Raw genomic sequence first — 18577 nt, forward strand, 5'->3', positions numbered from 1 at the left:
GAGGCGATATGAAATCTGCATTGTTGCTGGTTGATCTGCAAAATGATTTTTGTCAGGGCGGCGCATTAGCCGTCGCTGAAGGTGATGCCACGATTGCGGTCGCCAATCAGATGATGGCGTGGTGTAAAAAGCGCAATGTCGCCGTCGTGGCGTCTCAGGACTGGCACCCCGCAAAGCATCGCAGTTTTGCGGTGAACTCACATGCAGAAGCCTGGACGATGGGTGAACTGGACGGCCTGCCGCAGGTCTGGTGGCCAGTGCATTGTGTGCAAAACGAACCTGGCGCAGAGTTTCACCCGGCGCTGGAGACACAACGTCTGGATTTCGTGGTACAGAAAGGCACGAATCTGGATATCGACAGTTACAGCGCGTTTTACGATAACGGACATCTTTCGGCAACCATGCTGAACGACTGGCTGAAAGCGGCCAAAATCACCCATCTGTACGTCATGGGCCTCGCCACGGATTACTGTGTGAAATTTACCGTGCTGGATGCGCTGACGCAGGGTTACGAGGTCACACTGATCACCGACGGCTGCCGTGGTGTAAATCTTCAACCGCAGGACAGCAGCGACGCCATTGACGCCATGCAACAGGCGGGCGCGAAAGTGAGCACCTCGGCTGAAGTTCTGGCGTAATTTCGTTATGGGGCGTCTTTGTTGGGCGCCCCGATGCCCTGCAATTCCCTGAAATTAAAGAAAATCTCCTGAAGACTCAGGCGTGACACTGAATGTGCGATAACCTTGACGTTAATTTACCAAGTTAAAACTTGTTTAATTAGCGGGATCGGTTAGGGTAGTCCTTCATTCATTTCACGAGGGACGTTTACATGCCTGTTTTGCACACAGCACATGGCGATATCGATTATCAGGATATGGGTGCGGGTGACACGACGCTTTTTCTCATGCCGGGTTGGTGTCAGCCGAAAACGGTTTTCCATGAGTTCGCTGCGCTGGCGGCCAGCAGCTTTCGCGTGGTGATTATCGACTGGCGAGGTCATGGAAAATCATCAACCGATGGCCGGGATTTTGACGGCGCGGCGTTATTAAACGACGCTCTGGTACTCATCGGACACCTCAACCTTCTGCGGGTAATCCCTGTTTCAGTTGCGCATGCCAGCTGGATAGCCGTTGATCTGGCGGAACGTTTACCAGAACGCGTGCCTGCAGTGGTCTTCCTTGACTGGATAATGAATCAACCCGTGCCGGAATTCTTCAGTTCAATCGAAGAGATGCAGGATGAAAATAGCTGGAAAAACGCCCGAAATGAGCTGTACGAATTTTGGCTGGCAGGAAGCGAATCACCCGACATCATCCACCATCTTAAAACCGAAATGTCCGGATCCAGTTTCCAGCTGTGGCGACTTGCAGGACAGGTCATCGCCGATGCTTATCATCAGCACGGTTCGCCTCTGCGTCGCCTCGAAAAACTCCGTCATCCGCCAAAGGCTACCCACATTTATTCCCTCGACAGAAATGACGAGTACCTGCTTTTACAACAGCGTTTCGCGGCGGATCATGATTTCTTTGCGGTGAAACGGCTGGAGAATGCCATCACGCATCTGGCCGTGCTGGAAAGGCCGGGCGATGTACTTGACGCGATGTTGGAAACTCTGGAGGGAGAACATCTCAGGAGAAAAACATGTTAAAAGTGATTGCAGAAGATTTTATTAAACCGGAGTCGATCGGCACAGTCATGCCATTGTATTCCGAGTTGGTTGAAGCCACTCAGCGGGAACCTTTATGCCTTGCTTATCATCTGTTCATTGATGAAAAGGATCCGGGTCATTTCATTTTTATTGAAGAGTGGCCAGACCATGCAGCGCTCGAGGCACATTGTGCCAGTGAGCACTTCAAACGGCTTGTCCCGCTGATTGACCAACACAAACGCAAAGACGCCACCTATATTCTGATGAAAAGTGCGTTATAACGGCGCCAGCTCTGAAAGATAATGAATGCCGGGGAAATCAGAAAACCCAAGCCCCGCAGATCGGGGCTTGTTACCTTCTGTTGACGACGGCGGGTTAAAAGGAAATTTCCCCCCAACCCAGGTAAAACAGAAGGTATTTATCCGAAAGATTTTCTGTTACTCCGGTCTGAGCCGAATCAACGTCTCTTCCGCGAACTGCTGTTTCAGTTCCTGTTTGCTTTTCGTGACAATCTGGCCGTCGGTGCCGATGCTCATGTGTTGCGCATCCACGTTGTGACGCGACTGATACAGCATCACTGCCTGCAAACTGTGATCTTTTTGTTCCGGGGTCAGCGCCACGCCGTCGGGCCATTTGCCCAGTTCGACGGCCTGTGCCAGACGCGCGTAAATTTCCGGCGTCATCACATCAATGAGTTGATTTATTTCCATCTGCTACCCCCTGCTCGCCACCATTATTCACGGGAATTTGAATAATTGCTGAATCGATTTTGTCGGTAAAATTACGTCAGGTTGTCTTTATCGCTCAGCCTGCGGTTTTATCGCCGTTTTCACCGTCGATAAAACTCATCGACGCGGAATTGACGCAATAACGCTCACCGGTCGGCTCCGGGCCGTCAGGGAAAACGTGCCCTAAATGCGCTTCGCAATTCGAACAGCGGATTTCCACCCGCTCCATACCGTGGGTATTGTCGGTCAGGTAAGTAATGGCGTCGTGCTCAACCGGCTGATAAAAACTTGGCCAGCCGCATCCGGAGTCATATTTGGTGTCGGAGTAGAACAGAGGCGCGTTGCAGACCAGGCAATGGTAGATGCCGTCGCGTTTATTGTGCAGCAGTTTACCCGTATACGGACGCTCCGTACCGTGCTCCTGCGTCACATAACGTTGAATTTCAGTAAGTTGTTCGAGTGAAGAAGATGATTTGGATTCATTGCTCATAATAATCGTTCTCTGACGAATAGAAAAATCAACTAAAATAACAGTTTATAATAACAAAAAATTAACAACAGATCTGCCTGTTTTGTCCTAAACTGTAGGGCATCAGCGTTAGCCAGCTCCAACTTGTGATGGCGATCACAATCCTGCTCTTGTGACCCTTTATATTCAGTTTTTCGCCCCCATGTGGTTGTGAGCCGATTAAAAAAACGGAACGTGCAATAAGCGAACAACAGTAGGTCGTCGCTTTGACTTACAGCAATAATTGACACGATTCCGCTTGACGCTCAGCAAGGTTTTTGTAATTTTACAACCAACCTTTTATTCACTAAAAAAATAGCTGGTGGAATATATGACTATCAAAGTAGGTATCAACGGTTTTGGCCGTATCGGTCGCATTGTTTTCCGTGCTGCTCAGGAACGTTCTGACATCGAGATCGTAGCAATCAACGATCTGTTAGACGCAGAATACATGGCATACATGCTGAAGTACGACTCAACTCATGGTCGTTTCAACGGTACCGTAGAAGTGAAAGACGGTCACCTGGTTGTTAACGGCAAAACCATCCGTGTTACCGCTGAGCGTGACCCAGCTAACCTGAAATGGAATGAAGTGAACGTTGATGTTGTTGCTGAAGCAACTGGCCTGTTCCTGGACGACGCGACTGCACGTAAGCACATCACTGCTGGCGCTAAGAAAGTGGTTCTGACTGGTCCATCTAAAGATGACACCCCTATGTTCGTTATGGGCGTTAACCATAAAGAATACGCAGGTCAGGAAATCGTTTCTAACGCATCTTGCACCACTAACTGCCTGGCACCACTGGCTAAAGTGATCAACGACAACTTCGGTATCGTTGAAGCGCTGATGACCACTGTTCATGCAACTACCGCAACTCAGAAAACTGTCGATGGCCCGTCTCACAAAGACTGGCGCGGCGGCCGCGGCGCATCCCAGAACATCATCCCTTCTTCTACCGGTGCTGCTAAAGCAGTAGGTAAAGTTATCCCAGCTCTGAACGGCAAACTGACTGGTATGGCGTTCCGCGTTCCTACCCCTAACGTTTCCGTGGTTGACCTGACTGCACGTCTGGAAAAACCAGCGACCTACAAAGAAATCTGCGCAGTGATCAAAGCAGCTTCTGAAGCAGGCGATCTGAAAGGCGTTCTGGGTTACACCGAAGACGACGTTGTTTCTACCGACTTCAACGGCGAAAAACTGACTTCCGTATTTGATGCGAAAGCAGGTATCGCTCTGAACGACAACTTTGTGAAACTGGTTTCCTGGTACGACAACGAAACTGGCTACTCAAATAAAGTTCTGGATCTGATTTCTCACGTTTCCAAATAATTGGCAATGTTGATGAACTGATTGAAGGGCGACGCAAGTCGCCCTTTTGCTTTCTGTCAGATGCACTTTTTATCAGGCACATGAGTGCGATCAATCACAAAGCTTCCGTTCATCTGTAGTCTTGGTTCTTATCATCGTAATTATTTATCTACCCGATATAAAATCAACAGGACACCAGATAATGATCGAGCAACTCCTCTCCCTACCCGTTGTAAACCAAATCTCCACCACCATCAGCCAGCGTCAGATCGATGAACTGCCGGTTATCGTGGTTGCCCATCCGAAAGTTCATGCAGCCGTGGCCCTTCAGGGCGCGCATCTGCTGGCATGGCAACCGGAAGGCGAAGAACCGGTGCTGTGGATGAGCAGCGCCAGCGCATTCAAAGAAGGCGTGGCAATACGTGGCGGCATTCCAATCTGCTGGCCGTGGTTCGGCCCTGCCGGTAAACCTTCCCATGGTTTCGCACGTAACATGCCGTGGACACTGACCGAACACCAGGAAACCCAACAGGGCGTGGTGCTGACGCTGACGCTGAAAAGCTGTGAAAAAACGCGCGAACTTTGGCCACATGATTTCACGCTGACAGCCCGCTTCACGCTGGGCGAAACCTGCCACATTGAGCTTGAATCTACCGGTGATTTCGAGGCCAACAGTGCCCTGCACACCTATTTCAACATTGGCGATATCGCCGGTGTCAGCATTAAAGGTCTGGGCAACAGCTTTATCGATAAAGTTGACGGCGCAAAAGCCAAGCAGGAAGAAGGTGATTTGACCTTTACCGGCCAGACTGACCGCATTTACACCCAGCCGCAGGCGAGCAGCGAAATCGTCGATCCTGTGCTAAAACGCACGCTGGTTATCGCACATGAGAACAACAGCGACGTGGTGGCATGGAATCCAGGCTCGGCGCTGTCTGTCAGCATGGCAGACATGCCCGATGACGGTTATAAAACCATGGTCTGCGTGGAAACTGCGCAAGTTTCCCATCCGCACGTTTCTACCCATGCCGCTCCGGCGCGTCTGGCGGTAACGTTCTCCCTGCGCAAATAAACGGCTGGCGTTTGCACAAACATGACAAAGGGGCCATCTGGCCCCTTTTTGTCGTCTTAAGGTTGAAGTGATGAGCTGGCGTCAGACCATATCCAGCGGCGTTTTATGGTTCGGTGCCGGGAATGCTGCGTCGATTCGCGCTATTTCATCTTCCGTCAGGCTGAGCGTCAGCGCCGCCGCATTATCTTTAACATGCTGAGGCTGAACCGCCTTCGGAATCGCGATCACGTTGCCCGAACGGATCACCCACGCCAGCGCAACCTGCGAACTGCTGACGCCCCGCGCACTGGCGATATCCTGCATCACCGCTGATGTCAGCACGTCGTGACGCAATTTACCCGCCTGCGCCAGCGGGCAGTAGGCCATCACCGGTACGCCGTGTTCTTCACACCACGGCAGCAGATCAAATTCAATGCCTCGGGCGGCGGCGTGATACAGCACCTGATTGGTCATGCACGCCTGACCGCCGGGGATTTTCCACAGTTTCTGCATATCGTCAGTGTCGAGATTCGAGACGCCCCAGCGGCGGATTTTGCCGGATGCCTGCAATGTCTCCATCGCCGCCACCGTGTCATGTAACGGAATCGAACCACGCCAGTGCAACAGGTACAGGTCTATACACTCCGTTTTTAACCGCTTCAGGCTCTGTTCACAGGCGGCGATAGCTTTCGCGCCACCGGCATGGTGCGGGTACACTTTTGATACCAGAAACGCCGCATCACGACGCCCGGCAATGGCTTCACCGACCACTCTTTCCGCACCGCCGTCTGCGTACATTTCTGCGGTATCAATCAAGGTCATACCGGCGTCCAGCCCCTGCTGTAAAGCCATTACTTCGGCGCGGAGATCGCTGTTTCGCTCCCCCATATACCAGGTACCTTGTCCGATTGCGGGAACTGTCGTGCCATCTGGGAATTGCACGGTTTTCGCTTTCATCTGTTTCCTCCGGTTGGGTCGTGGGTGAAAAGTTTATTCGATGGTTTTTAAGCTCACTGAACTCTAAATGTGCAAATGGGGCGAAACGCCCCATTAATGTGCAATATGTTCACCGTCGCGGTGCATTGCATCAGAAGGTGTAAGTAACACCTGTCCAGATAATCGCAGAATATGACTTATCGACCATCGGGCTGTCTTTCACTTCATCCGCCAGACGAATATAGCGGCCGGTGAAGAATGCCTGCCACTCGCGGGTGAAGTTATAACGTGCAGAAAGCTCAGCGTACGGGCTGAAGCTGTCATCGGCGGAATAGCTGCTCAGGCCGCTGCGACGTGATTCACCCTTGGTAACGCCATAGTAATAGTCATTCTGATTGCTGCTGTTGTACATCACACCAAAGCCCGGGATCAGCGCCCAGTTATCCTGGCGGATCGGGTACAGGTACGCCGCATCAGCCAGCAAACCGTTACTGTTATTCAATACATCGCCATTGAAGGTAGCACGCAGCGTACCCCAGTCTTCGATATGTGAATACGCCAGACCCGCGTATAAGGTGCCGCGACGTTTGTTCAGATGTTTCATCTGATTGTCATCGCTGTCATCCGGGTCAAACCCGAAAGGTACGTATGTGGTGGTCGCGCTGAACTTGTTCTTATCGTCTTTCCACAGGTAGTAACCCGCAGTCAGTGATTTGAAATAAAAATCATCCCCCTCGTAAGAGACAATTGGCACTGGCAAGACTTTATTGTCATAACCGCGATACGGGTTGACGTCGCCCAGCGCGGATGCGCCGAGTGACCAGGTGCCAGCCACGGCTGCATGGCTGCAAAGCACTGCCGCGCCCACGATGGACAGTGTTTTAAGGTTTGAAATTTTCATTGTCTTAATTCCATTAAGTAAAAAATCGTGGCTAGTGTAAATGAACGTTAAACATTGCGCTTAGCATTTACAGTTTTTCAGATTGTGCTGAGACAGCTTTACTCAGTAAAACAGAGGCGATCGCATAATTTATCTGCAAAATATGAAATAAAAATGACTAAAGAAAACACTTTCGGCCCTGAAGGCACGTCCTGTAAGGCTTTTCAGACGATTTGCAGGAACTGAGTCATTGATATGACTTAAAAAACGCCAGAAGCAGAGAGGAAATTTTTCTAATGCCAAACTACGCTTATAAATAGATGAAAGACTTAGCCTGAACCGGTTGCCCGCTCCACCGATTTAAGACAGTTTTTAGTCATTCGCAACTGTCTGCATCCAAGGGGTTCTGCAAGTTGGCATAAGGGTTGCTGTATTCAGGTGGGATCTTTCTTCCGGGAGCGATTGTGTAGATCCAGATTTACGCTCTCATTAACCTGTGCTTTACCCCAGTCACTGGAATGGCAGACGCGATCCCAGGAACGAAAGGTAAAATAACGAAGGACGGGCATCGTATGAACATATTTGACCATTATCGCCAGCGCTATGAGGCTGCCAAGGACGAAGAGTTCACACTGCAGGAATTTCTTACCATTGCTCGGCAAGATCGCAGTGCTTATGTCAATGCGGCGGAACGTCTGTTGATGGCAATCGGTGAACCAGTGATGGTAGATACCGCGCTTGAACCTCGCCTGTCGCGTTTATTCTCGAACCGTGTTGTTGCACGTTACCCTGCATTTGAAGAGTTTTACGGTATGGAAGAGGCCATCGAACAGATCGTCTCCTACCTGAAACATGCCGCGCAGGGCCTGGAAGAAAAGAAACAAATCCTCTATTTACTGGGCCCGGTGGGTGGCGGTAAATCCTCACTGGCCGAACGGCTGAAATCTCTGATGCAACGCGTACCGATTTATGTGCTGAGCGCCAACGGCGACCGCAGCCCGGTAAACGATCATCCGCTGTGTCTGTTTAATCCGCAGGAAGATGCGCACATTCTTGAAAAAGAATACAACATCCCTCCGCGCTACCTCGGCACTATCATGTCGCCGTGGGCCGCGAAACGTTTACACGAATTTGGCGGCGACATCACCAAATTCAAAGTCGTGAAAGTCTGGCCGTCGATCCTCGAACAAATCGCTATCGCGAAAACCGAGCCCGGCGATGAAAACAACCAGGACATCTCCGCGCTGGTCGGGAAAGTGGATATCCGTAAACTGGAAAACCACGCGCAAAACGATCCTGATGCCTACGGTTATTCCGGCGCGCTGTGCCGTGCTAACCAGGGTGTGATGGAATTCGTCGAGATGTTCAAGGCACCGATTAAAGTGCTGCACCCGTTACTGACGGCGACGCAGGAAGGTAACTATAACGGTACTGAAGGCATTTCCGCCCTGCCGTTCAACGGCATTATTCTGGCGCACTCCAACGAATCTGAATGGGTGACGTTCCGTAACAACAAGAATAATGAAGCCTTCCTTGACCGTGTCTACATCGTGAAAGTCCCTTACTGCCTGCGCGTGTCCGAAGAGATGAAAATCTACGACAAACTGCTCAGCAACAGTGAGCTTTCTCATGCACCGTGCGCGCCGGGAACCCTGGAAACACTGGCCCGCTTCTCGATTCTTTCCCGCCTGAAAACGCCGGAAAACTCCAGCAGCTATTCCAAAATGCGGGTATACGACGGTGAAAGCCTGAAAGATACCGACCCGAAAGCCAAGTCTTATCAGGAATACCGCGATTATGCGGGCGTGGACGAAGGCATGAACGGGCTGTCCACGCGTTTCGCGTTTAAAATCCTCTCCCGCGTGTTCAACTTTGACCATGTGGAAGTGGCGGCCAACCCGGTGCATCTGTTCTACGTGCTGGAACAGCAAATCGAGCGCGAACAGTTCCCGCAGGACGTTGCTGAAAAATATCTGGAGCACCTGAAAGGCTATCTGATCCCGAAATACGCTGAGTTTATCGGCAAAGAGATCCAGACCGCTTATCTGGAATCCTACTCCGAATATGGACAAAACATTTTCGACCGTTATGTCACTTACGCTGACTTCTGGATCCAGGATCAGGAGTATCGCGACCCGGATACCGGACAACTGTTTGACCGTGAATCGCTGAATGCCGAGCTGGAAAAAATCGAAAAACCCGCCGGGATCAGCAATCCAAAAGATTTCCGTAATGAGATTGTCAACTTCGTGCTGCGTGCCCGTGCCAATAACAGCGGCCGTAACCCGAACTGGACCAGTTACGAAAAACTGCGCACGGTCATCGAGAAAAAAATGTTCTCCAATACCGAGGAGTTACTGCCGGTTATTTCGTTCAATGCCAAAACGTCGACCGATGAACAGAAGAAACATGATGATTTTGTCGACAGAATGATGGAGAAAGGATATACACGCAAACAGGTTCGCCTGCTGTGTGAATGGTATCTGCGCGTGAGAAAATCCTCGTAACAGGGGATCGTTGGCAACGCCGTTTGGGGGAAATATGACGTATTTTATTGACCGTCGGCTTAATGGCAAAAATAAAAGCGCGGTTAACCGCCAGCGCTTTTTGCGCCGCTATAAGTCGCAAATCAAACAGTCGATTGCCGAGGCCATTAACAAGCGTTCGGTTACCGACGTCGACAGCGGGGAGTCAGTGTCGATCCCCAATGCGGATATCAATGAACCCATGTTCCATCAGGGCCGCGGTGGCTTACGCCACCGTGTTCACCCCGGCAATGACCACTTTGTGCAGAATGACCGCATCGAGCGACCGCAAGGGGGCGGTGGCGGCGGCAGTGGTCAGGGCGATGCCAGCCAGGACGGTGAAGGCGAAGATGAATTCTCCTTCCAGATTTCCAAAGACGAATATCTCGATCTGTTATTTGAAGATCTGGCGCTGCCTAATTTGAAAAAAAATCAGCATAAACAGCTGAATGAATATAAAACCCATCGCTCCGGTTATACCTCTAACGGTGTGCCGGCCAACATCAGCGTGGTGCGTTCTTTGCAAAATTCACTGGCACGCCGAACGGCGATGACGGCCGGTAAAAAACGGGAGCTGCGTGAACTGGAATCGACGCTTTCTGAGGTGGAAATCAGCGAACCAGCACAGTTACTGGAAGAGGAACGGCTGCGCAAAGAGATTGCTGAGCTGCGGGCGAAAATCGCTAAAACGCCGTTTATCGATACCTTTGATTTACGTTATCGCAACTATGAGCGTCGCGCCGAACCTTCAAGCCAGGCGGTGATGTTCTGTCTGATGGATGTCTCGGGTTCTATGGATCAGGCGACCAAAGACATGGCCAAACGTTTTTACATTCTGCTCTATCTGTTCCTGAGCCGGACGTATAAAAACGTCGATGTGGTCTATATCCGTCACCATACACAGGCAAAAGAAGTGGATGAACAGGAGTTCTTCTACTCGCAGGAAACCGGCGGCACCATCGTGTCGAGCGCACTGAAACTGATGGATGAAGTCATTCAGGAACGTTACGATCCGGCGCAGTGGAACATTTACGCCGCGCAGGCCTCCGATGGCGACAACTGGGCTGACGACTCCCCTCTGTGCCACCAGCTTCTGGCGCAGAAGATCCTGCCCATGGTGCGTTATTACAGTTATATCGAAATCACCCGCCGCGCCCATCAGACGCTGTGGCGTGAATACGAAGTGTTGCAGCAGAAATTCGGTAATTTCGCGATGCAGCATATCCGTGAACAGGAAGATATTTATCCGGTCTTCAGGGAGCTTTTCCATAAACAAACTGAAAACGGATAACCGAACCCAGAAATGTCAAAAGCCGGCACAGATGCCGGCTTTTTTGTTGTTCATGACAGTGTCATTTCGCTCATCCCCCTTTCAGGAAGTTAATCGCCAGTAGCAGCGGATCCTCCTGCTCACCGTTCATCTGCGGGGCTTCTTCTCTGGCGCGGGCAAGCCATAACGCCACCCGTGCCCGGCTGATTTCCTCCCCATTCGATGCAAACATCAGGCAGCACTCGCCTACCATTCTGCATGCTTCCTCAAATGCCAAATTTGAATTTTTCAGGCTGTGCTCCCGTTAATCTGCAAGACAATATGATGAGGTAGTTATCGGCAGATTTTGAGGAGAGTTTGTTTTTTTACCGAACTTTTACGTAATTTATTATTAAAGGCGGAAAACGTCGAGCAGTGTAGAAAGGAATGAACAGAGGTTTATCGCCCGTCACAAGCAAAAAAAAACCAGAAGATTGCTCCTCTGGCTTTTTAAATTCTTCTTCCCGGCGGGAAAATTACATGCCGTACACCAGGTTCACAGAAGTGACGGTGTCGGTTTTATCCGGCGCACTGGCAGGTGGTTTGGTGTTGTACGTCACGTCGTAAGCCACTTTCAAAGAGAAGTGGCTGTTGATGGCAACGGTCAGCGCGGTTTCGGAGTTCAGCGTGGTTTCATCGTTCGCTAATACTGAAACGCCCTGAGTGAACTTCGCGGTATCGCTGATCTGATAACCGTAAGTGCCTGAGCCGTAAGCCAGCGCACGGGTGGAATTGCCGCCTGCCTGGAATTCATCATGACGCACACCCGGACCTGCTTCCAGATTCAGCGTGTGGACCGGACCGCTCCAGATCTGACGACCGTAACCGACGGTGGCTACATCGCGCGCGCGATAACCGTTGTAGCGGTCACTCAGCCAGCTTGCCTGACCAAACAGGTAGTTAGCGTTGTCCATATTGTAACGGGTACGCGCACCGGCCTGATATTTCTCGGATGAACGGACACCGGAAGAGGAGGTGTTACGTGCAGAACCCCACAAGCTGTAAGCGGTGTTGGTATCAAACCAGGTCATGGTGGTATCGGCATTCAGCGTGGAGTTGCTGGTGTTACCGGTTTGTGCACTGTAACCCGCCTGAACATTCCCTACGAACGGCTTCTTCGCCTGAGCGGGATCATCTAACGCAGTGAAAATAGTAGTGTCTGCAAGGCTTGAGATACTGAACAGCGCTGCACCGCAGACTACGGCACACGCTGGTAAACGACGTACAACCCGAAAAAACATTTTGCTTCCCCAATAAGACTTAAGGCAAATAACGATATTGAACTACACGATTTATGCCATTAATTAGGATCCGTTAATCAAGCCTGGCAACTCCGTTTCGATGGCACATACATACAACTATTTTTACCGCAACAAATATAACGTACTCAGCCCGCGAGATCTTAATAAAGCGACCTTTTTAGACAGTTCCTAACCACTTATATTTTTTGCATAACTTCCTGCCATAAAAAAACGCAATCATTACACTTTCCCGCCTTGATTTTTCGTTTCAGGGCGTGAACGTCATGACTGCATCCTGATGCGCAGAAGCGGCGTCCGGCAGCGTACAGATTTGCGCCGAACGATCTGCTGAATCTTGTCCTTTTGAGCGATGCGGGGTAGGTTTATCCTGATAACGTCTTATTTTTTGCCTCGGGTTCCTCGAAGGCAGCCTTCAGGAGGAGTGGTCAATGGCTTTACAACAAGAGATTATTCAGGCTCTGCACGTTAAACCGCAAATCGATGCCGCGCAGGAAGTGCGTGTCAGCGTCGATTTTCTCAAAAATTATCTGCTGGCCCATCCGTTTATTAAATCACTGGTACTGGGCATCAGCGGCGGGCAGGATTCTACTCTCACCGGCAAACTTTGCCAAACGGCAATTAGCGAATTACGTGCGGAAACTGCCGATGACAGTTTTCAGTTCATTGCCGTGCGCTTGCCTTATGGCGTGCAGGCCGATGAATCCGACTGTCAGGATGCCATCACCTTTATCCAGCCGGATCAGGTCCTGACCGTCAATATCAAGAACGCCGTGTTAGCCAGTGAAGCGACGTTGCGCGAAATCGGTATCGAACTCAGCGATTTCATCAAGGGTAACGAAAAAGCCCGCGAACGCATGAAAGCGCAGTACAGCATTGCGGGCATGAAGAAAGGCGTGGTGGTCGGCACCGATCACGCGGCAGAAGCCGTGACCGGTTTCTTCACCAAATACGGCGATGGCGGCACCGACATCAACCCGATTTTCCGTCTGAACAAGCGTCAGGGGAAAGCGTTGCTTCGGGAAATGGGCTGCCCGGCGCACCTTTATACCAAAGCACCAACGGCGGATTTAGAAGAAGACCGCCCTGCCTTGCCGGATGAAGTGGCGCTCGGCGTGACTTACGAACTGATCGACGATTATCTGGAAGGGAAAAAGATCGACGACTCTTCGGCGAAAATCATCGAAGGCTGGTATCTGCGCACTGAGCACAAACGCCAGCCGCCGGTCACCGTGTTCGACGATTTCTGGAAGAAATAATCACGCGGCAAATCTCGCGTCAGCACGGACAGGCTCTGCGTGTCCGTGCTTTTTCCCGCCCCGCTCTTCTCCCGCACCGCCCTGATTGTCACAAGTTGCTTTTCATTCATTAACTAAATCATTACCCTTATCGTCCTTTCGGATGACTGACAGTGATGTTTTCAATGCAAAAATTCCTTTTCCTGTTGCTGAGCATGGTATTGCTTGGCCCGCTCGGTATTGATTTATACCTGCCCGCCATCCCGGCAATTGCCGTGGGTTTAGACAGCTCAGAGGCAGTGATTCAGTCCTCCATTTCCTTATTCATTCTGGTCATGGGGCTGGGGCAACTGGTGGCCGGGCCGCTGGTGGATAAATTCGGTCGTCGCCCGATCGCGATTATCGGCGTGCTGGTGTATCTGGCAGGGGCAATTATCGCCGCCACGTCCGTGGCGCCGTGGATGTTCCTGCTCTCACGTGTGGTTCAGGGGCTGGCGGTCTGCTGCACCTCGGTGGTGATTTTCAGCGGCGTGCGTGACCGCATGAGCGGCAACGATGCCGCCCGCGCTTACGGTTTTCTCAACGGCACGCTGAATATTATCCCGGCACTCGCCCCGCTGATAGGTGGCCTGATCGCCCAGTTTTACGGCTGGCGTGCGCCCTTCTGGGCGCTCAGTGGCTATACGATCGCCATCCTGCTGCTGGTCATTTTCAAACTGCCGGAAACCCGCCCTGCGGATACGCTCACCAACCGCGGTCTGCCGTTCCGCCAGTACGCACGCATTTTATCGGATCCGCGTTTCATCACTTTTGCGCTGGTCAATGCCGGAGCCATGGGCATGGCACTGACCTACGTTTCGCTGGCACCGACGGTACTGATGAACGTTGCCGGGCTGTCTCCGCTGGAGTTCTCCATCGTCTTTGGCGCAAACGGCTTCTGGATTATGGCGGTGAGCTTTGTGGCTAACCGCATAATCCGCAAGGTGGGACGTCCGGTGTGTCTGAAAACGGGGGGCATACTGATGTTCGCCGGTTGTTTAGGGCTGATTGCGGGGATCACGCTGGTTCCGCCGGCAGAGCAAACTGCCACCTGGTTATACATGTTGCCGGTTGCCAGCGCCTGTGCCGGACTGGCATTCCTGATGGGCCCGGCGACCAGCTACGCGCTCGAACCTTACTCCAGCGAGGCGGGTGTCGCTTCAGCGCTGGTAGGTTCGGTACAGATGGCCGGTGGCGCGATACTTGGGTTTATTGCGATGGCACTGCCGTTGCAGCCGAAGCTGAGCGTGGCGCTGGTCATGCTGGCGGGAGGATGTCTGGCGATGCTGGCGCGTCGCGCCAGCAAAAAATCAACGGGCAATCTGACCCGTCTGGAACGTTAATACGGCTGTTTATTCGACAGTCGTCACCGGTACGCGGGGAGCCAGCGCGGTCAGCAGCTCATAACCCAGCGTACCGGCCGCCGTTGCCACCTCATCCACAGGAAGATGATTCCCCCACAGCTCGACCGGTGCGCCAATCTGCGCCTGCGGGCATGGCGTTAAATCCACCGCCAGCATATCCATTGAGACCGTCCCGACCGTGCTCGTGCGCACGCCGTCCACCCAGACCGGCGTACCGGAAGGCGCATGGCGCGGGTAGCCGTCGGCATAACCGCAGGCGACCACGCCGATACGCTGAGCCTGCGCCGCCGTATACCGTGCGCCATAGCCCACGCGGTCGCCACTGTTCAGCGTCTGAATGCCGATAAGCTCGCTGCGCAGCGTCATCACAGGGCGCAGACCGGTACCGGCGATGTCCTGCCACTGCCCGCTCGGCGATGCGCCATACAGCACAATGCCCGGTCTCACCCAGTCGTAATGGGTATGCGGATGCCACAGCGTCGCGGCAGAGTTCGCCAGACAACGCGGCCCGCCGATCCCTGCGCCAGCCCGGGCGATGACCTGCATTTGCGCGTCCACGCCTTCGGCGCTGTCGGCGGTGGCGAAGTGGCTCATCAGCGTGATGTCCCCCACCTGGCCGAGTTCCCGCAGTTTTTTCCACATCGCAGGAATACGCTCAGGGGCAAAACCCAGCCGGTTCATGCCGCTGTTCACTTTCAGATAGACGTTCACCGGATGACTGACTTGCGCCTGCGCCAGCGCGGCAATCTGCCATTCACTGTGAACCGACGTGGTCAGGCGATACTGGTCGAGGGTGGCGATATCTGTCGCGCTGAAAAACCCTTCGAGCAACAGGATCGGGCCTTCCCAGCCTGATTCACGCAGTAAAATCGCTTCTTTAAAATCGAGTAAGGCGAAGCCGTCCGCGCCGGATAAACTTTTCCAGATACGTTCGATGCCGTGACCGTAGCCGTTGGCTTTCACCACGGCCCAGATTTTACTGTCCGGCGCGAAACCCCGGATGACATTGACGTTATGTGTGAGCGCAGAGAGAGAGATAGTGGCAGAAATCGGGCGAGGCATACCAGCTCCGGTAGTGATCAAAGTAACGCCGGTGCAGCACAGCGGCTGCACCGGCGGAAATGCGCAGCGGGATCAGCCCACCGGATGCATTTTATGCGGTCCCGCCGGGCGGGCAATGAAGTCCGGGCTGTAACGCTCAACGGACAAATCATCAGAGGGGATAGCCGGCGTCACGCCGGACATAATGTCTGACAGCAACTGGCCGGAGCCGCAGGCCATGGTCCAGCCCAGCGTACCGTGACCGGTATTGAGGAACAGATTTTTGATGCGGGTGCGTCCGACAATCGGCGTGCCGTCCGGCGTCATCGGCCTCAGACCGGTCCAGAAAGTGGCCTGTTCGACATTGCCCCCGTTCGGGTATAAATCTTTCACCACCATTTCCAGTGTTTCGCGGCGCGCCTGCGCCAGCTTCAGGTTGAAGCCGACGATCTCCGCCATGCCGCCCACGCGGATACGGTCGTCAAAACGGGTGATAGCAATTTTGTAGGTTTCATCCAGCACGGTGGAAACTGGCGCAGAAGCGGGATCGGTAATCGGGATCGTCAGCGAATAGCCTTTCAGCGGATACACCGGAATCGACACCAGATCGGCCAGCAGCGCGGTGGAATAGGAACCGAACGCCACAACATAAGCATCTGCTTTAACAATGTCATTGCCGCATTGCACGCCGGTAATTTCGCCGTTTTCCACATGCAGCTTATCCACCGTGCGGTTAAATTCAAACACCACGCCGGCCTGACGCGCCATCTCTGCCAGCCTGCGGGTAAACATCTGGCAGTCGCCGGTTTCATCGTTTGGCAAACGTAACCCGCCGGTCAGCTTGTGCGCTACCTGTGCCAGCGCGGGTTCAGCGCTCGCCAGCTGCGCGGACTCCAGCAACTGATACGGCACGCCCGCGTCTTCCAGCACGGCGATATCTTTCGCGGCGCTTTCAAACTGCTGCGCGGTACGAAACAGTTGTAATGTGCCGCCCTGACGCCCTTCATACTGAATGCCGGTATCTTCACGCAGCGCTTTCATGCAATCGCGGCTGTACTCTGCCAGCCGGACCATGCGGCCTTTATTGGTCTGATAATGGTTCATGTCGCAGTTGCGCAGCATCTGCCACATCCATTTGAGCTGGAACTGCGTGCCGTCGAGGCGGATCGCCAGCGGCGCGTGTTTCTGAAACATCCATTTCACCGCCTTAACCGGAACGCCGGGAGCCGCCCAGGGTGCCGCGTAGCCCGGTGAGATCTGCCCCGCATTGCCCGCGCTGGTTTCTTCTGCCGGGCCGGACTGACGATCGATAACCGTCACCTGATGACCCGCTTTTGCCAGATACCATGCACTGGCGACACCGACCACACCACTGCCTAAAATCACTACACGCATATCGACTCCACTCAACGCCCAAACAAAGCATAATATTCTGATGACAGGAAATTAACCTGACTGTTAAAAATCGCCAACACAGGCGTTCATAACCGTGAGTTGTTTCACAATTATTTATCGTTCATACCAGCAAATTTATCAATAGGCGGAAATAAATAACGATATCACGCAACATTTATGCTGCGCAGAGAGAAACTTATGGTTTTATGAAAGCAATGACAGCATTGCTGTCACTGAGTTTTAAGGCCATCAGCCCGGCTTTCATAACGGGCATTTATTCTTGTATACAAGCCATTTATCAGAATAAACCACTGCAAAGAAGTCGCGCAGTGATATTCCCTCATTTATTGCGCAGATCGCGGGGCAGACGCCTGTGGCGTTTATCACCCCGCTAAAATTTGCTGCAGATCACTTTTCCGGCCACGGGCGAAAAAATCTCCTACACTTCGATCGGTTCATGTTGAGCAACTTTTCATCCAGCCTGAGGGGACGATGTGTGAATAATTCAAACTTTCTGACACTTAAAGATGGTACGCAGTTGTTTTACAAAGACTGGGGAAGCGGGCAGCCGGTGGTGTTCAGCCACGGGTGGCCACTGACCTCAGACGCCTTCGAAGATCAGATGCTGTTTCTGGCTAACAACGGATATCGCGTGATTGCCGCCGACCGCCGCGGGCATGGCCGTTCCTCGCAGTCGTGGGACGGCAACACCATGGATCAATACGGCGATGATATGGCCGAGTTAACCGCGCACCTGGATCTGAAAGACGCGGTGCACGTCGGGCACTCTACCGGCGGCGGTGAAGTCGCCCGCTACATTGGCCGTCACGGCACCTCGCGCGTGGCAAAAGCGGTGCTGATTGCAGCGGTGCCGCCGATCATGATCAAAACGGATTTTAACCCTGACGGTTTACCCCTTTCCGTTTTTGACGGCATTCGCGACGGTGTGCAGAAAGACCGCTCACAGTTCTTCCGCGATCTGCCCGACGCATTTTATGGTTTCAACCGTCCTGGTGCCGAGGTGTCCGAAGGGCTGCGCGAAAGTTTCTGGCTTCAGGGAATGCAGGGGTCAATCAAATCCCTGTATGACTGTGTGAAAGCGTTTTCGGAAACCGACCAGCGCGAAGATCTGAAAAAGATGACCATCCCGACGCTGGTCATTTACGGCGACGACGATCAAATCGTGCCGCCGGTGTCCTCCAGCGAAGCCGCGCTGAAACTTCTGCCGGACGGCAAAAGTAAAGTCTATGCGGGCGCATCGCATGGCCTGTGCAGCACGCACAAAGAGGAAATCAATCAGGATCTGCTGGCGTTTATCCGCAGTTAACCCCCCCGCCGCCCCTGAAC

At 52.8% G+C, this 18577-nt stretch carries 18 protein-coding genes; 10 read left to right on the forward strand and 8 right to left on the reverse strand.

Annotated features, from left to right (window positions below; translation table 11 throughout):
* Positions 1 to 8 precede the first annotated feature (8 nt).
* From pncA to J1779_RS09570, 3 genes are all read left to right on the forward strand, one after another.
* Positions 9 to 638: a bifunctional nicotinamidase/pyrazinamidase gene (gene pncA, locus J1779_RS09560; RefSeq protein WP_122095219.1), complete on the forward strand. Its 630-nt coding sequence runs from the start codon at positions 9 to 11 to the stop codon at positions 636 to 638.
* A gap of 191 nt (positions 639 to 829) precedes the next feature.
* Positions 830 to 1648 (forward strand): alpha/beta fold hydrolase, encoded by an 819-nt coding sequence (locus J1779_RS09565; protein ID WP_217203644.1) that lies wholly within the window; start codon positions 830 to 832, stop codon positions 1646 to 1648.
* A complete protein-coding gene (locus tag J1779_RS09570) occupies positions 1642 to 1929 on the forward strand; it encodes a putative quinol monooxygenase (RefSeq protein ID WP_217203645.1) in 288 nt (95 codons plus the stop codon). The genes J1779_RS09565 and J1779_RS09570 overlap by 7 nt, the downstream gene beginning before the upstream one ends.
* Before the next feature lie 156 nt (positions 1930 to 2085).
* On the opposite strand, the gene J1779_RS09575 is transcribed toward J1779_RS09570, so the two are convergent.
* Both J1779_RS09575 and msrB read right to left on the reverse strand, forming a co-directional pair.
* On the reverse strand, positions 2086 to 2358 hold the full coding sequence (locus J1779_RS09575; protein ID WP_056770320.1) for a YeaC family protein: 273 nt from the start codon (positions 2356 to 2358) through the stop codon (positions 2086 to 2088).
* Between the two features lie 94 nt (positions 2359 to 2452).
* Positions 2453 to 2866, reverse strand: coding sequence for a peptide-methionine (R)-S-oxide reductase MsrB (gene msrB, locus J1779_RS09580; protein ID WP_056770316.1), 414 nt, complete (start codon positions 2864 to 2866; stop codon positions 2453 to 2455).
* Positions 2867 to 3215: 349 nt separating this feature from the next.
* Here msrB and gapA point away from each other — a divergent pair, with 349 nt between their 5' ends.
* Together gapA and J1779_RS09590 are read left to right on the forward strand one after the other, a co-directional pair.
* Positions 3216 to 4214, forward strand: a complete 999-nt coding sequence (gapA, locus tag J1779_RS09585) for a glyceraldehyde-3-phosphate dehydrogenase (protein WP_056770313.1) — start codon at positions 3216 to 3218, stop codon at positions 4212 to 4214.
* A gap of 181 nt (positions 4215 to 4395) precedes the next feature.
* Complete coding sequence (locus J1779_RS09590; protein ID WP_217203646.1) at positions 4396 to 5265, forward strand: D-hexose-6-phosphate mutarotase; 870 nt, start codon at positions 4396 to 4398, stop codon at positions 5263 to 5265.
* An 81-nt stretch (positions 5266 to 5346) separates the two neighbouring features.
* On the opposite strand, the gene J1779_RS09595 is transcribed toward J1779_RS09590, so the two are convergent.
* Together J1779_RS09595 and J1779_RS09600 are read right to left on the reverse strand one after the other, a co-directional pair.
* The gene (locus J1779_RS09595; protein ID WP_217203647.1) at positions 5347 to 6201 is read right to left on the reverse strand and encodes an aldo/keto reductase; all 855 of its coding nucleotides are present in this window, start codon (positions 6199 to 6201) and stop codon (positions 5347 to 5349) included.
* A gap of 130 nt (positions 6202 to 6331) precedes the next feature.
* Positions 6332 to 7081, reverse strand: a complete 750-nt coding sequence (locus tag J1779_RS09600; protein ID WP_056770306.1) for a MipA/OmpV family protein — start codon at positions 7079 to 7081, stop codon at positions 6332 to 6334.
* A gap of 551 nt (positions 7082 to 7632) precedes the next feature.
* Between J1779_RS09600 and yeaG the strand changes: the two genes are divergently transcribed.
* Together yeaG and J1779_RS09610 are read left to right on the forward strand one after the other, a co-directional pair.
* Positions 7633 to 9567, forward strand: a complete 1935-nt coding sequence (gene yeaG, locus J1779_RS09605) for a protein kinase YeaG (protein ID WP_056770303.1) — start codon at positions 7633 to 7635, stop codon at positions 9565 to 9567.
* A 34-nt stretch (positions 9568 to 9601) separates the two neighbouring features.
* Positions 9602 to 10876 carry a YeaH/YhbH family protein gene (locus tag J1779_RS09610; protein WP_056770300.1) on the forward strand — a complete coding sequence of 425 codons (1275 nt, stop codon included), beginning with the start codon at positions 9602 to 9604 and terminating at the stop codon, positions 10874 to 10876.
* A 70-nt stretch (positions 10877 to 10946) separates the two neighbouring features.
* Here J1779_RS09610 and J1779_RS09615 read toward each other — a convergent pair whose 3' ends face one another.
* Together J1779_RS09615 and J1779_RS09620 are read right to left on the reverse strand one after the other, a co-directional pair.
* Positions 10947 to 11108 carry a hypothetical protein gene (locus J1779_RS09615; RefSeq protein WP_122095209.1) on the reverse strand — a complete coding sequence of 54 codons (162 nt, stop codon included), beginning with the start codon at positions 11106 to 11108 and terminating at the stop codon, positions 10947 to 10949.
* Positions 11109 to 11370: 262 nt separating this feature from the next.
* Positions 11371 to 12135 (reverse strand): DUF481 domain-containing protein, encoded by a 765-nt coding sequence (locus tag J1779_RS09620; protein WP_056770295.1) that lies wholly within the window; start codon positions 12133 to 12135, stop codon positions 11371 to 11373.
* 449 nt (positions 12136 to 12584) lie between these two features.
* On the opposite strand from J1779_RS09620, the gene nadE reads away from it, so the two are divergent.
* Both nadE and J1779_RS09630 read left to right on the forward strand, forming a co-directional pair.
* Entirely contained in the window at positions 12585 to 13412 is an 828-nt protein-coding gene (gene nadE / locus J1779_RS09625) for an ammonia-dependent NAD(+) synthetase (protein WP_217203648.1), read from the forward strand.
* A 164-nt stretch (positions 13413 to 13576) separates the two neighbouring features.
* Positions 13577 to 14773 carry a multidrug effflux MFS transporter gene (locus tag J1779_RS09630; protein WP_122095622.1) on the forward strand — a complete coding sequence of 399 codons (1197 nt, stop codon included), beginning with the start codon at positions 13577 to 13579 and terminating at the stop codon, positions 14771 to 14773.
* A 9-nt stretch (positions 14774 to 14782) separates the two neighbouring features.
* Here J1779_RS09630 and dadX read toward each other — a convergent pair whose 3' ends face one another.
* Together dadX and J1779_RS09640 are read right to left on the reverse strand one after the other, a co-directional pair.
* Complete coding sequence (gene dadX / locus J1779_RS09635; RefSeq protein WP_217203649.1) at positions 14783 to 15856, reverse strand: catabolic alanine racemase DadX; 1074 nt, start codon at positions 15854 to 15856, stop codon at positions 14783 to 14785.
* A gap of 72 nt (positions 15857 to 15928) precedes the next feature.
* Positions 15929 to 17230: a D-amino acid dehydrogenase gene (locus J1779_RS09640; protein WP_122095203.1), complete on the reverse strand. Its 1302-nt coding sequence runs from the start codon at positions 17228 to 17230 to the stop codon at positions 15929 to 15931.
* Between the two features lie 457 nt (positions 17231 to 17687).
* Between J1779_RS09640 and J1779_RS09645 the strand changes: the two genes are divergently transcribed.
* Positions 17688 to 18557, forward strand: coding sequence for an alpha/beta fold hydrolase (locus J1779_RS09645; protein ID WP_238485118.1), 870 nt, complete (start codon positions 17688 to 17690; stop codon positions 18555 to 18557).
* The last annotated feature ends 20 nt before the right edge of the window (positions 18558 to 18577 follow it).

The organism is Rahnella rivi, assembly GCF_019049655.1.
GTDB classification, from domain to species: Bacteria; Pseudomonadota; Gammaproteobacteria; order Enterobacterales; family Enterobacteriaceae; genus Rahnella; species Rahnella rivi.

Bases quoted from the DNA above. Each gene is read 5' to 3' on its own strand.
- pncA (WP_122095219.1), top strand. From the start codon at position 9: ATGAAATCTGCATTGTTGCTGGTTGATCTGCAAAATGATTTTTGTCAG.
- J1779_RS09565 (WP_217203644.1), top strand. From the start codon at position 830: ATGCCTGTTTTGCACACAGCACATGGCGATATCGATTATCAGGATATG.
- J1779_RS09570 (WP_217203645.1), top strand. From the start codon at position 1,642: ATGTTAAAAGTGATTGCAGAAGATTTTATTAAACCGGAGTCGATCGGC.
- J1779_RS09575 (WP_056770320.1), bottom strand. From the start codon at position 2,358: ATGGAAATAAATCAACTCATTGATGTGATGACGCCGGAAATTTACGCG.
- msrB (WP_056770316.1), bottom strand. From the start codon at position 2,866: ATGAGCAATGAATCCAAATCATCTTCTTCACTCGAACAACTTACTGAA.
- gapA (WP_056770313.1), top strand. From the start codon at position 3,216: ATGACTATCAAAGTAGGTATCAACGGTTTTGGCCGTATCGGTCGCATT.
- J1779_RS09590 (WP_217203646.1), top strand. From the start codon at position 4,396: ATGATCGAGCAACTCCTCTCCCTACCCGTTGTAAACCAAATCTCCACC.
- J1779_RS09595 (WP_217203647.1), bottom strand. From the start codon at position 6,201: ATGAAAGCGAAAACCGTGCAATTCCCAGATGGCACGACAGTTCCCGCA.
- J1779_RS09600 (WP_056770306.1), bottom strand. From the start codon at position 7,081: ATGAAAATTTCAAACCTTAAAACACTGTCCATCGTGGGCGCGGCAGTG.
- yeaG (WP_056770303.1), top strand. From the start codon at position 7,633: ATGAACATATTTGACCATTATCGCCAGCGCTATGAGGCTGCCAAGGAC.
- J1779_RS09610 (WP_056770300.1), top strand. From the start codon at position 9,602: ATGACGTATTTTATTGACCGTCGGCTTAATGGCAAAAATAAAAGCGCG.
- J1779_RS09615 (WP_122095209.1), bottom strand. From the start codon at position 11,108: ATGGTAGGCGAGTGCTGCCTGATGTTTGCATCGAATGGGGAGGAAATC.
- J1779_RS09620 (WP_056770295.1), bottom strand. From the start codon at position 12,135: ATGTTTTTTCGGGTTGTACGTCGTTTACCAGCGTGTGCCGTAGTCTGC.
- nadE (WP_217203648.1), top strand. From the start codon at position 12,585: ATGGCTTTACAACAAGAGATTATTCAGGCTCTGCACGTTAAACCGCAA.
- J1779_RS09630 (WP_122095622.1), top strand. From the start codon at position 13,577: ATGCAAAAATTCCTTTTCCTGTTGCTGAGCATGGTATTGCTTGGCCCG.
- dadX (WP_217203649.1), bottom strand. From the start codon at position 15,856: ATGCCTCGCCCGATTTCTGCCACTATCTCTCTCTCTGCGCTCACACAT.
- J1779_RS09640 (WP_122095203.1), bottom strand. From the start codon at position 17,230: ATGCGTGTAGTGATTTTAGGCAGTGGTGTGGTCGGTGTCGCCAGTGCA.
- J1779_RS09645 (WP_238485118.1), top strand. From the start codon at position 17,688: ATGTTGAGCAACTTTTCATCCAGCCTGAGGGGACGATGTGTGAATAAT.